The organism is Streptomyces sp. NPDC097129, from assembly GCF_055668065.1.
In genome coordinates, this window is record NZ_JBVOQE010000004.1 from 218,099 (window position 1) to 230,794 (window position 12,696).

12 protein-coding genes are annotated in these 12,696 nt (G+C 73.8%); 8 read left to right on the plus strand and 4 right to left on the minus strand.

Features of this window, described 5'->3' with window-relative positions; all coding sequences use genetic code 11:
* The first annotated feature begins 58 nt into the window (after window positions 1-58).
* Complete coding sequence (locus AC0B9F_RS14820; RefSeq protein ID WP_472002499.1) at window positions 59-796, plus strand: ferritin-like fold-containing protein; 738 nt, start codon at window positions 59-61, stop codon at window positions 794-796.
* Between the two features lie 115 nt (window positions 797-911).
* Here AC0B9F_RS14820 and AC0B9F_RS14825 read toward each other — a convergent pair whose 3' ends face one another.
* The 4 genes from AC0B9F_RS14825 to AC0B9F_RS14840 all read right to left on the minus strand — a co-directional run bounded on the left by AC0B9F_RS14825 (window position 912) and on the right by AC0B9F_RS14840 (window position 2,887).
* A complete protein-coding gene (locus AC0B9F_RS14825; RefSeq protein ID WP_472002501.1) occupies window positions 912-1,178 on the minus strand; it encodes a hypothetical protein in 267 nt (88 codons plus the stop codon).
* 224 nt (window positions 1,179-1,402) lie between these two features.
* Window positions 1,403-1,630 (minus strand): DUF3107 domain-containing protein, encoded by a 228-nt coding sequence (locus tag AC0B9F_RS14830; protein ID WP_472002503.1) that lies wholly within the window; start codon window positions 1,628-1,630, stop codon window positions 1,403-1,405.
* A 197-nt stretch (window positions 1,631-1,827) separates the two neighbouring features.
* Entirely contained in the window at window positions 1,828-2,472 is a 645-nt protein-coding gene (locus AC0B9F_RS14835) for a TetR/AcrR family transcriptional regulator (RefSeq protein ID WP_472002505.1), read from the minus strand.
* Window positions 2,473-2,662: 190 nt separating this feature from the next.
* Window positions 2,663-2,887 carry a hypothetical protein gene (locus AC0B9F_RS14840; RefSeq protein WP_472002507.1) on the minus strand — a complete coding sequence of 75 codons (225 nt, stop codon included), beginning with the start codon at window positions 2,885-2,887 and terminating at the stop codon, window positions 2,663-2,665.
* Window positions 2,888-3,250: 363 nt separating this feature from the next.
* On the opposite strand from AC0B9F_RS14840, the gene AC0B9F_RS14845 reads away from it, so the two are divergent.
* The 7 genes from AC0B9F_RS14845 (at window position 3,251) to moeZ (ending at window position 12,641) form a co-directional block, all read left to right on the plus strand.
* On the plus strand, window positions 3,251-4,309 hold the full coding sequence (locus AC0B9F_RS14845; protein WP_472002509.1) for an alpha/beta fold hydrolase: 1,059 nt from the start codon (window positions 3,251-3,253) through the stop codon (window positions 4,307-4,309).
* A gap of 8 nt (window positions 4,310-4,317) precedes the next feature.
* Entirely contained in the window at window positions 4,318-6,129 is a 1,812-nt protein-coding gene (locus tag AC0B9F_RS14850) for a DUF3152 domain-containing protein (protein ID WP_472002511.1), read from the plus strand.
* A 265-nt stretch (window positions 6,130-6,394) separates the two neighbouring features.
* Complete coding sequence (locus AC0B9F_RS14855) at window positions 6,395-8,128, plus strand: DUF3492 domain-containing protein (RefSeq protein ID WP_472002513.1); 1,734 nt, start codon at window positions 6,395-6,397, stop codon at window positions 8,126-8,128.
* A complete protein-coding gene (locus AC0B9F_RS14860) occupies window positions 8,125-9,576 on the plus strand; it encodes a hypothetical protein (protein ID WP_472002515.1) in 1,452 nt (483 codons plus the stop codon). Before AC0B9F_RS14855 ends, AC0B9F_RS14860 begins: the two co-directional genes overlap by 4 nt.
* A gap of 123 nt (window positions 9,577-9,699) precedes the next feature.
* Window positions 9,700-10,659 carry an NAD-dependent epimerase/dehydratase family protein gene (locus tag AC0B9F_RS14865; protein ID WP_472002517.1) on the plus strand — a complete coding sequence of 320 codons (960 nt, stop codon included), beginning with the start codon at window positions 9,700-9,702 and terminating at the stop codon, window positions 10,657-10,659.
* Window positions 10,647-11,399: a spherulation-specific family 4 protein gene (locus AC0B9F_RS14870; RefSeq protein WP_472002519.1), complete on the plus strand. Its 753-nt coding sequence runs from the start codon at window positions 10,647-10,649 to the stop codon at window positions 11,397-11,399. Before AC0B9F_RS14865 ends, AC0B9F_RS14870 begins: the two co-directional genes overlap by 13 nt.
* A gap of 63 nt (window positions 11,400-11,462) precedes the next feature.
* Complete coding sequence (moeZ, locus tag AC0B9F_RS14875) at window positions 11,463-12,641, plus strand: adenylyltransferase/sulfurtransferase MoeZ (RefSeq protein ID WP_472002521.1); 1,179 nt, start codon at window positions 11,463-11,465, stop codon at window positions 12,639-12,641.
* The last annotated feature ends 55 nt before the right edge of the window (window positions 12,642-12,696 follow it).

A 12,696-nucleotide genomic window follows, 5' to 3' on the forward strand; every position in this document is an offset into this window, starting at 1 on the left:
GCCGCCCCTGTGGTGACCAGCCCTTCCGTCGTGCGGAGAGCGGGCTATTGTGCGCTGCATGACGAGCTCTGACAAGCCTGACCACGCCTCCGACGCACCCACGGGAGTCGCCGCCCAGGACTGGGCGACGGCCTCCGCCGAACCGCAGTACCGGGCCGCCGTCGTGGACCTGCTCGGCGCGCTCGCCTACGGCGAGCTCGCGGCGTTCGAGCGGCTGGCGGAGGACGCCAAGCTCGCGCCCACGCTGGCGGACAAGGCGGAGCTGGCCAAGATGGCGTCGGCCGAGTTCCACCACTTCGAGCGGCTGCGCGACCGGCTCACCGAGATCGGCGAGGACTCGACGCTGGCGATGGACCCCTTCGTCGCCGCGCTCGACGGCTTCCACCGGCAGACCGCGCCCTCCGACTGGCTGGAGGGCCTGGTCAAGGCGTACGTCGGCGACTCCATCGCCAGCGACTTCTACCGGGAGGTCGCGGCCCGCCTGGACGCCGACACGCGTTCGCTGGTGCTGGCCGTGCTGGACGACACGGGCCACGCCGGGTTCGCCGTGGACCGGGTGCGCGCCGCGATCGACGCCGACCCGCGGGTCGGGGGCCGCCTCGCGCTGTGGGCGCGGCGGCTGATGGGTGAGGCGCTGTCGCAGTCGCAGCGGGTGGTGGCGGACCGGGACGCGCTGTCCACGATGCTGGTGGGCGGCGTCGCGGACGGGTTCGACCTCGCGGAGGTCGGGAAGATGTTCTCGCGGATCACCGAGGCGCACACGAAGCGGATGGCCGCGCTGGGCCTCGCGGCCTGAGCGGGGGCGCCTGGTGGGGGGCGGTTGCGGGGAGTTGTGCGGCTGCGGGTCGGTTGTGGCTGGTCGAGCGGTTCCCCGCGCCCCTTCGGCTCCGGCTGCGCCGTCGCCCCTTCCGCTACGCCGTCGCTGATCGGCGGAGGCGGCCCGCGGGACGCAGGAGCAGGGAGAGCGAGGCCGCCGAGACGATCGCCGCGCCGACCAGGCTCGGCAGGACGCTGTCCGTGCCGAGTGCGCTGTGGGTGACGAAGTCGCCGAAGAGGGCGCCGGCGACGCCCGTCGCGAGGACCAGTGCGCGGGTCGGCAGCCGGTGCGACAGGCGGTGCAGCGCCGCCCACGCAAGGACCAGGCCGAGCACAGCCGAGCCGAGCGCTTCGAAGATCATCGCGGGTCCCTCCCAGACGGCCGGACATTGCAACAGAGCGATACCCACCCAGTACCAAGGTCGTAGCCGGTCATACCCGTGACCTGCGGAATCCAATCCTCGGCTGTGGAGTCCCTGTGCCCCGTCCGTGAAGTCCGTGAAGTCCGTGAAGAGCCTGGGGAACGCCGGAGGGGGCCGACGGTTCGGCACCGTCGGCCCCCTCCGGTCACGCGTCCGCGGCGCCCCTACAGCGCGCCGAAGCCCACCTTGCGGGGGGCCGGCTCGCCGATCTCGATGTAGGCGAGGCGGTCGGCCGGGACCAGGATCTTGCGGCCGTGCTCGTCCTTGAGGCTCAGCAGCTGCGACTTGCCGGCCAGCGCCTCGGCCACCGCCTGCTCGACCTCCTCGGCGCTCTGACCGCTCTCCAGAACGATCTCGCGGGGCGCGTGCTGCACGCCGATCTTGACCTCCACGGCTATGTCCCTCCGACGGTCAGTGAAGTGCGCGACCTTCCGCGCCGTACCCAGCACACATTAGCCCGGTGAGGGGACCCGTACGCTCCGCGCCGGGCACGCCAACAGCGAACAGCCGACGGGAACAAACGAAAGTCCCGTCGGCTGTCGTGGTCCCCGGTCGGGGCGTCAGTGCGGCTGTTCCGTCAGTGCGTCCGTCAGTGCGGCTGTTCCGTGCCGTGCAGCGGGAAGCCGGCGATGCCGCGCCAGGCCAGCGACGCCAGCAACTGCACCGCCTGGTCGCGCGGCACGCTGCGGTCGCTGTGCAGCCAGGAGCGGGCCACCACCTGCGCGAGGCCGCCGAGACCGGACGCCAGCAGCATCGACTCCGCGCGGGAGAGGCCGGTGTCCTCGGCGATGACGTCGCAGATCGCCTCCGCGCACTCGTTCGTGACCTTGTCGACGCGCTCGCGCACCGCGGGCTCGTTCGTCAGGTCCGACTCGAAGACCAGGCGGAACGCGCCGCCGTCGTCCTCGACGTACGCGAAGTAGGCGTCCATCGTCGCCCGCACGCGCTGCTTGTTGTCGGTCGTCGAGGCCAGCGCGTTGCGCACGGCCTGGATCAGGGACTCGCAGTGCTGGTCCAGCAGCGCGAGATAGAGATCGAGCTTGCCCGGGAAGTGCTGGTAGAGCACCGGCTTGCTGACGCCGGCCCGTTCGGCGATGTCGTCCATCGCGGCGGCGTGGTAGCCCTGCGCCACGAAGACTTCCTGTGCGGCGCCCAGCAGCTGGTTCCGTCGGGCACGGCGCGGCAGGCGCGTACCTCGCGGGCGTGCCGCCTCTGTCTGCTCGATGGCTGTCACGCCGCCTCCCAAAGTCGTCCACATGCGGTGTGCGCCGCGCCGCCATCGTACTTTTCGGTAACCCGGGTGTGCGCGGTGCGAGCGCAGAATTTCACGGACCGGACGGTGGCGAAAGTCGGGTAAGAGGTTTCAAACCGGGTCCGAGCGGGCAAAAAATGGCCTCTCTCCAGCTCAGCGCGGTGTACGGAGGTCAGCGGTAGTCGTCCTCGTCGAGGGAGACGACGCGTGCCTGCTCGATCAGGTCGGCCTCGTTCGCCCGGCCGGGGTCCACCTCGGTCAGCGGGTCGTCCCGTTCGGGCGCGACGGCGGCGTGCTGCTCGGCGGCGTCAGCGTCGGGCGCCTCGACATCGAACTCCGTAACACCCTCCTCCTCGATCTCCTGGAACGTCTCGGGATCGGTGGGGTCGACGGTCATGGACGGGCTCCCTTCCTATGAATGTCCCTGAAGAAGCAGGGGTCACACCCGGGTGCCCTGTCCTGAGCGTAGGAGACACCCGATGCGGACGCCATGCTGTACGCGGTCGTACGCGCGTGTGCGTGGCGGATGCCGTACACGCGTCTGCGTGGCGGATGCCGTACGCGCGTGTACGTGGCCGCCGGTGTCCTCCTGGCCGCGTGCGTGCGTGCGTGCGTGCGTGGTTGTGTGTTGTTGTCCCGGCCGTGCGTGGTCGTCGTCCCGCGCGCACGGCCGCGCCGGCCGTGTGCCCGATGAGGTGGCGGCGACCCCTGTGACGCCGAACACGTGAACCATTGCGTGATCGTCTCGTAACATTGCTCCATGTCTTCGACCGAGCTGCCGTCCGTGCCGCCCACCAACCTGGCGCCGAAGACGGTGCCCGTCAGGGTCGCGGAGGGCGAACGGCTGACGTCGGTAGGACTGCCCGGTATCACTCTCAGCGTGCGCTCGCGGCCCGCCACGCGTGAGGGGCTGCCGCCCGCGCTGTACGTCCATGGGCTCGCCGGTTCCTCGCAGAACTGGTCGTCGCTCATGGCCGAGCTGGACGGCGTCGTGGACAGTGAGGCCGTTGACCTGCCGGGCTTCGGCGACTCGCCGCCGCCGGACGACGGCGACTACTCCATCAGCGGGCACGCGCGTGCCGTGATCCGCTACCTCGACGCGTCCGGGCGCGGACCGGTCCACCTGTTCGGCAACTCCCTCGGCGGGGCCGTCTCCACGCGCGTGGCCGCCCTGCGCCCCGACCTGGTGCGCACGCTGACGCTCGTCTCACCCGCGCTGCCGGAGCTGCGCATCCAGCGCTCCGCCGTGCCGACCGGGCTGCTGGCCGTGCCCGGCGTGTCCACGCTGTTCACCCGGCTGACCCGCGACTGGACGGCCGAGCAGCGCGTCCGCGGCTCCATGGCCCTGTGCTACGGCGACCCCTCACGGGTGTCACCGGAGGCGTTCCGGTACGCCGTGGAGGAGCTGGAGCGGCGCATGCAGCTGCCGTACTTCTGGGACGCCATGGCGCGTTCCGCGCGCGGGATCGTCGACGCCTACACGCTGGGCGGCCAGCACGGGCTGTGGCGCCAGGCCGCCCGCGTCCTCGCCCCCACCCTGCTCGTCTACGGCGGCCGCGACCGGCTCGTCGGCTTCCGCATGGCCCGGAGGGCGGCGCGCACCTTCCGCGACGCCCGCCTGCTGACGCTGCCGGAGGCCGGGCACGTGGCCATGATGGAGTACCCCCGGGCGGTTGCCTCCGGATTCCGCGACCTGCTGACCGAGGTGGAGAGAGCCTCGGCCGGCTCCGGCTCCGGCTCCGGCTCCGGCTCCGGCCCCGGCTCCGGCTCCGCCGCTGAGTCCGTGTCCGAATCCGAGTCCGCGAACCAGGGGAGCTGAAGGGCGACGTGGGACGCCACAGCAGGCGGGGGCCCGCGCCGAAAAAGGCGCCTGGCGACACCACGGGGACGACGGGGGCGGGGCGCGCGGAAACACCGGCTCCGCAGCCGCCGACACCGGGGGTGGGGGAGGACGTAGTAGGGGGGCGGGCCAGGGGGGGTGCGGGTGCTGGGGGGCCTGCGGCGTCCGGCGGGCCGGGTGGCCTTGGCCGGCTTGGCGGCGCTGGCGGGCTTGGCGGCACTGGCGGGCTCGGCGGGCCTGGCGGGCTCGGCGGCCCTTGGTCCGGTCCCGGGGCCATCCATGGGCGGCCGATGCCCGGGGCGTCGCCCTTGCCGGGTGCCGTGATGCCGGGGGTGTCGCCCTTGCCGGGGTCGCCCATGCCCGGTCCCGCGATGCCGGGCTCGCCCATGCCGGGGGCCCGGATGGGGCAGGGCGGTCCGACACAGGGCCTAGAGAGGCCGGTTGACGGGACCCCGGGGCGCGGTGTGCCTCGTCTGCCCGACGGCACTCCCGCGCATGGCGTCCCCCGTGTCCCCGGCGGCACCCCCGCGCACGGGGTGCCCCGGGTGCGCGGTGGCCATCCCGAGCAGCGGGAACCCGGCGAGGGCTGGGGCGAGCCGGCGCGACCCGGTGCAGCCGCGGGGCCCGGGCGGCCTCCGGGAACGCAGGTCGACGGAGTTCCCATTCCGCGACAGCGACGGGCGCGCTCGGCCGGCCCCCGTCAGGAGTACCTGGACGCCTTCGAGGGCATCGACGGCGACGGCCGCGGCCCCCGCGACGACGTCTTCGTCCGCCCCCGGGCAGACCCCGACGGGCCCGTCGGCCGCTCCGCCGACCCCTCCCGCCCCTCCGCCGGAGCAGGTGCCGGAGCCCGTGCGGCCGCCGCCCCACCCGGTGCCCGGACCCCGGACGCCGGCCTCGCCACGGACGACCGGCCCGACCAGCCCGACCAGCCCGACCAGTCCGAGGGGCCCGATCAGTCCGGCGGGCCCGACCGCGCCGAGGCAGCCAAGGCCGCCAAGGGCGGCAAGGGCCGCACGTTCACCGGCATCGCCGCAGCCGCCGTCACCACCGTGCTCGCGATCATCGTGGCCGGGCAGGTCGCAGGCGGTCATGGGGACGGCGTACGCGCGCAGTCGGCCACCGGCCAGGCGCGCGACGCCCGCGACTCCGCCTCGCGCGGCGACGGCCGGCCGAACGCGTCGGTGCCGGTCGCCCCGCTGACGTACGAGCAGAAGATGGCGCGGAAGTACCCGCTCGGCGCCACCTTCAAGGGCCCCGGGACCTTCGAGGCGGTGCCCGGCACCGACAGGGCGCCCGGCACGGGGCAGAAGTACACCTACCGCGTGGACGTGGAGCAGGGGCTCGGTCTCGACGGCGCGCTGTTCGCCGAGGCCGTGCAGAAGACGCTCAACGACCCCCGCAGCTGGGCGCACGGCGGCGCGCGCACCTTCGAGCGCGTCTCCTCCGGCAAGCCCGACTTCGTCATCACGCTCGCCAGCCCCGGCACCACCGCCACCTGGTGCGCCAAGTCGGGCCTGGACACCACCGAGGACAACGTCTCCTGCGACTCGGCCGCCACCGAGCGCGTGATGATCAACGCCTATCGGTGGGCGCAGGGTTCCCCGACGTACGGCGAGCAGATCCACGCCTACCGGCAGATGCTGATCAACCACGAGGTGGGCCACCGCCTCGGCCACGGTCACGTCACCTGCGACAAGGACGGCGAACTCGCCCCGGTCATGCAGCAGCAGACCAAGTTCCTGGACCACGACGGCATCCACTGCCTGCCCAACCCCTGGCCGTACCCGGGCCGATGACGGCCGGCTGACGACGGGCCCGCCCGCCGCCCTCCAGCAGGGGCGCGGCGGCGCGCGGCACCGGCGTGCTGGATCACGTCGCGCGACCACGTGATCTCTTAGCGCGACCGAACGCCACCCGCACGGGAAAGTTACGACCGTTCACCCCTTTTGGTGGCGCGACGGACAACCGTCCATCGCACCACCGCCTTGTCCCCTTACGTTCGTCCCGCTGCGAGCCGCCGGGCCAACGGCGGCTCCCCACACGGAGATCGGGGGTGTACGCGTGCGGATCGGACTGGTCACGGAAGGTGGCTACCCGTTTCTGAGCAGTGACGCCGGGCCGTGGTGCGACCGGCTCGTGCGCGGGCTCGGGCAGTACGAGTTCGACGTCTACGCGCTCAGCCGCAGCCGGTGTGAGCAGGACGCGGGCTGGGTTCCGCTGCCGCCGCAGGTCAGCAGGGTGCGCACGGCCCCGCTGTGGACGGCCGAGGACGACGGCGTGAGCCACGGGCGCCGCGCCCGGCGCCGGTTCGCCGAGTTCTACGGCGAGCTGGTTGCCGCGATCTGCGCCGAGCCCTCCGCCGCCCCCGCGCACGCCCCCGAGGCGGACCACGCCCCTGAGGCGGACCGTTTCAGCAACGCGCTGTACGGCCTCGCCGAACTCGCCCGCGACGAGGGCGGACTGGTGGGGGCGCTCCGCTCGGAAGGGGCGGTACGCGCCCTGGAACGCGCCTGTCGCGCGCCCGGCGCACTGCGCACCGCGCGGGACGCACGCGTGCCGGACCTCCTCACCTTCGCCGCCCGTCTGGAAAGCGCTCTGCGCCCCCTCTCGCTCGACTGGTACGACGACGCCGGACTCGGCTCGGCCGACCTGTGCCACGCCGCCTCCGGCGGCCCGGCCGCCCTTCCCGGCCTGCTCGCCGGCCACTTCTTCGGCGTACCCCTGCTGGTGACCGAGTACGGCGTCCGGCTGCGCAGCCACTACCTGGCGCACGGCGCCGACCCGGAGGCCGCGCCCGCCGTACGCGCCCTGCTCGCCGCCTTCCACGGGCGGCTCGCCACCGAGGTCTACCGCCGGGCCGCCTGCGTCACCCCCGGCAACGCGCACGCCCGCCGCTGGCAGGAACGCTGCGGCGCCGACCGGGACAAACTGCGCACGGTCTACCCGGGCATGGACGCGAGCCGCTTCGCCGAGGTGGGCGAGGCGCCGGACGCCGCCGACCCCGGCACGCTCGTGTGGGTCGGCCGGATCGAACCGGCCAAGGACCTGGTGTCGCTGCTGCACGCCTTCGCCGAGGTCCGCAAGGAGGAGCCCGGCGCGCGTCTGCGGATCGTCGGCCCGGCGGCCGGTGCCGAGGGCGAGGCGTACCTGGCGCACTGCAGGGCGCTCGCCGCCCAGCTCTTCCCGGACGAGGCCGACGGACTGCACGCGGTCGGCGACAACCCCGTCTCCTTCGAGGAGATCGGCGGCCCCGAGCTGCCCACCCTCGCGGACGCCTACGCCGCGGGCGCGGTCGTCGTGCTGTCCAGCGTCGTCGAGGGCTTCCCGATCGGGCTCGTCGAAGCCATGTTCTGCGCCCGCGCGACCGTCTCCACGGACGTCGGCGCGGTCGTGGAGGTCATCGGCGGCACCGGTCTCGTCGTGCCGCCCCGCAATCCGCGGGCGCTCGCCGAAGCGTGCGTGGCGCTGCTGCGTGACCCCGAGCGCCGTGCGCGCCTGGGCGCGGCCGCACGCGCGCGTGCGCTGGAACTGTTCACCGTCGAGCAGAACGTCGCGGCATTTCACGGCATTTACCTGGAGCTCGTCTCCCGCTGCCCGGTCAACCGCGTCGTCCTCGACCACACTGGCGAGCCGCTGCCCTTCGGCGTCCCGGCCGAGGCCCACGTGCCGGGCCGCTGGACCGACTCCGGCGCCGGGGTGGTGGCCCGCGGCGGCCCGGGCTGGGCGACGGCACCGGTACGTGCGGCGGCCGGGGCCGGCACCGTGGCCGTCCCGGCGGGGGAGGGCGTGCGATGAGCGGTCCGGAAGAGCTCGACCTCCCGGTCATGCCCAGCAGTCCGGGCGCGTGGGACGCGCGCTCGGCGCAACTGCTGGACGAGGCGACCTCCGCCGACGGCACGCGACGTGGCGGGCCCGGGCGCGCCGTCGACGGCGCGCGTGGGGCCGGGGAAGCCGCCGACGCCACCCGCGGGGCCGGGGGATCAGGCGATGCCGGGTACGGGGCTGGGGGAGCAGGCGATGCTGTGCACGGGGCTGGGGCAGCCGTCGACGGCGCTCGTGGGGCCGACGCTGTGCCCGGGCCTGGGGATGCCCCGTCGTCCCGTCCCCTGGCCGCTGCGACCTCCGCCGCCTCCGCCGACCGCAAGCCCCCCGCCCCCCGGCGGGGGGCCGTGGACCCGGTGAAGGCCCTCATGCACCGGCACCGGGAGCTGTGCGAGCGGGCCGTCGACGCTCTGGAGATCGCCGCCGGTCTGGAGGCGCACGGCGTCACCGACCGCACCGCCGCACGCTTCCGCCACCGGGACGTCTTCTCCCTCGCGGAAGAGATGTACGCACGCGTGCCCCGCACCGACGACATCCCCGCACCCTCCGCGGACGCCACCGCCGGCGAGCGGCCGCGCACGGCCTGGCTGCTGCTCTCCCTGCTGCCCGGCACCCTGTGCGCCGCGACCGTGGCCGGCCTGCGCCTCACCGACGGCCGCACCCGCCTGTTCGTCGTCCTGGCCGGCCTCCTCGCCGTGGCCGCCGGGCTGCGGGCCGTCCTGCGCCGGGGCCCGCTCAGCGCCCCGCGGAACTCCCACCCGGGCGCGCGCCCCGCGGGCACCCGCACCTGGACCTGCTGGCTGCTCGCCTACGCCGCCCTGGGCGACGCCCTGTTGTCGGCCGCCCTCAGCGGAGGCCCCGACGGTCTGCCCGACGGCACCGCCACCGGTGCCTGGCCGCTCGCCGCCGCCCCCGTCCTGGCGCTCGCCCTCGCCTGCGCCCCCGCCGCCTGGTGCGCCCACCTCCTGGCCGCCGGCGCACGCCGCGCCCTCGCCGCCAGCCGCGGCCTGGAAGAGTTCGCCGATGCCGTACGGCCCGTGCTGCTCGGCGTCTTCGCACTGTTCCTCGCCGCGCTCACCGTTCTGCTCGCTCTGTGCGCGGCCGTCCTGGGCGAGAACGCCGAGTACGCGCAGGCGCTCACCCTCGGCGCGCTCCTGCTGCTCGCCCGCCTCCTGACCACGCATGGCGCCACGCGCGCCCCCGGACTCGTCCTCGCCGTCACCTCCGCCTGCGAGGCCGCCGTGGTGGCCGTGGTCTTCACCGCCCGCCTGCCAGGCTGCGGCGCCCTGGCCACCCCGGTCGAGGCCCTCGTCGACGCCCTGGGCCCCGGCGCCGTCCCCGCCGTGCTGTGCGGGGCGGCCGCACTGACTTTGCTGATCCACGCGACCCGCACCCTCACCCGGGCCTCGGCCCACGCATGAGCGGAGCACCACCGGTGAACCGCCGGCAGCCCACCCCCCACCGGGCCGCACCCCACCGCAACACCCCGAAGGAGAAGACCAGATGATCACCTCCCGTGAGGACTCGGCCCGGGGAGCCGCCCGATGAGGGTCCTGCTGATCGGAGCCAACGGCTTCCTCGGCCGCTTCGTCGCCGACCGCCTGCTCGCCGACCCGGCCGTCCAGCTCACCGCGCTCGGCCGCGGTGACGACGCCGACGTCCGTTTCGACCTCGCCAGCGGCAGCCCGGGCGCGCTCACCCGCTTCCTCGACGCCGTCCACCCCGGAGTCGTCATCAACTGCGCCGGTGCCACCCGCGGCGGCGCCCGCGACCTGACCCGGCACAACACGGTCGCCGTCGCCACCGTCTGCGAGGCCCTGCGGCGCAGCGGCTGCGGCGCCCGCCTGGTGCAGATCGGCTGCGGCGCCGAGTACGGCCCCAGCCAGCCCGGCTCCTCCACCGCCGAGGACGCCGTGCCGCGCCCCGGCGGCCCGTACGGCGTCAGCAAGCTCGCCGCGACCGAGCTGGTTCTCGGCTCCGGCCTGGACGCCGTCGTCCTGCGGGTGTTCTCGCCCGCCGGGCCAGGCACCCCGGCCGGCTCCCCGCTCGGCCGGCTGGCGGAGGCCATGCGGCGCGCCATGCAGTCCGGCGACGGCGAGCTGAAACTCGGCGGCCTCGGCGCACAGCGCGACTTCATCGACGTCCGCGACGTCGCCCGCGCCGTGCACGCCGCCTCGCTGTCGGCCGCGCAGGGCGTCATCAACATCGGCTCGGGCCGCGCCGTACGGCTGCGCGACGCCGCCGCGACCCTCGCCCGCGTGGCCGGATACGGCGGCGCGCTGCACGAGCTGGACGGCCCGCCCGGCGCGCTCAGGCCGACGATCGGCCACCCGCGTGCCGACTCCGACCACGTGACCCCGGTGGTGTACCCGTACCCCGACGGGTGCGGCAGCTGGCAGCAGGCCGACGTGCGCACCGCGCGGGACCGGCTGGGCTGGCGGCCGCGCATCAACCTCGAGGAATCCCTCGCGGACATCTGGATGGAGGCGGCATGCCGCATCTGACCAGCACGACAGCGAGCACCGCCGGCACGGGTCTGCGCACCGGCCTCGGCATCCCGGGCCTCGGTCACCCCCTGCTCGCGCCGGCCGAGTGGGGCGAGCTCACCCGGCCCGGCACGCCGCTGCACTGGGTCGTCCTCGACGTCGCCGACGGCCCCGGCGCTCGCCCTGACCCGCACTGCCTTCAGGCCGCCGGCCGGCTGCGCAACGCGGGCGTGCGCGTCCTGGGCCGGCTGGACGCCGCACGCGCGGCCGGCGACCCGCTCGGGGAGGCCGAGCGTTACCTCGACTGGTACCAGGTCGACGGCTTCCTGCTGCACCACTGCCCCTCCGACCGCGCCGACCTCCCGGCGGTGCGCCGCACGGTCTCCGCGCTGCGCGCCCGGCGTGACGACGCTCACATCGTCCTGGACCACGGCACCCACCCGTACCCCGGCTACGCCGAGAGCGCCGACCAGTTGGTGACCTTCAGCGGCGCCTGGAGCGAGTACCGCTGGTCGCAGGCGGCCGAGTGGACCGCGGACTACCCGCCGGAGCGGTTCTGCCACTTCGTGCACGGCGTGCCGCACCCGCACCTGGAGGAGGCACTGCGCATCTCGCGCTGGCACGGCGCGGCCACGATCTGGTTCACCGACCGCACAGCAGCCGCCGGCCGGGGCCGCGACAGCACCGACGTGTGGACGACGATGCCCGGCTTCTGGGACGACATCGTCTCGCGTATCGGAACAGGTGTCTCGGAATGAAAAAGGCCATGGCACTGTTACGGGGAGAACAACCGTAGTGATTGACCGACCAACGGAGTCCCCGTGTCGTTGCCACCCCTGGTCGAGCCAGCAGCCGAGCTCACCGTAGACGAGGTCCGCCGGTACTCCCGCCACCTGATCATCCCCGACGTGGGGATGGACGGGCAGAAGCGGCTGAAGAACGCCAAGGTGCTCTGTGTGGGCGCCGGCGGCCTGGGCTCGCCGGCGCTGATGTACCTGGCCGCCGCGGGCGTCGGCACGCTCGGCATCGTGGAGTTCGACGAGGTCGACGAGTCGAACCTGCAGCGCCAGATCATCCACAGCCAGTCCGACATCGGCCGCTCGAAGGCGGAGTCCGCCCGCGACACCGTCAAGGGCATCAACCCGTACGTGAACGTGATCCTTCACGAGGAGCGGCTCGAAGCCGACAACGTGATGGACATCTTCAGCCAGTACGACCTGATCGTCGACGGCACGGACAACTTCGCGACGCGTTACCTGGTCAACGACGCGTGCGTGCTGCTGAACAAGCCGTACGTATGGGGTTCGATCTACCGCTTCGACGGCCAGGCCTCCGTCTTCTGGTCCGAGCACGGTCCCTGCTACCGCTGCCTCTACCCGGAGCCCCCGCCCCCCGGCATGGTCCCCTCCTGCGCCGAGGGCGGCGTGCTGGGCGTGCTGTGCGCGTCCATCGGCTCGATCCAGGTCAACGAGGCCATCAAGCTCCTCGCGGGCATCGGCGAGCCGCTGGTCGGCCGCCTGATGATCTACGACGCCCTGGAGATGACCTACCGCCAGGTCAAGGTCCGCAAGGACCCCAACTGCGCGGTCTGCGGCGAGAACCCGACCGTCACCGAGCTCATCGACTACGAGGCCTTCTGCGGCGTCGTGTCCGAGGAGGCCCAGGCGGCGGCCGCCGGCTCCACGATCACTCCGAAGCAGCTCAAGGAGTGGATCGACGACGGCGAGAACATCGAGATCATCGACGTCCGCGAGCCGAACGAGTACGAGATCGTCTCCATCCCCGGCGCCCGCCTGATCCCGAAGAACGAGTTCCTCATGGGCGCCGCCCTCGAGGGCCTCCCGCAGGACAAGAAGATCGTCCTGCATTGCAAGACGGGTGTCCGCAGTGCGGAAGTCCTCGCGGTCCTGAAGTCCGCAGGCTTCGCCGACGCGGTCCACGTCGGCGGCGGCGTCATCGGCTGGGTCAACCAGATCGAACCGCACAAGCCGGTGTACTGAGCCGCAACCCCGTTGTGAGCGGCGGGGGTTCCGGGTGTCTCCAACGGCGCCCCGG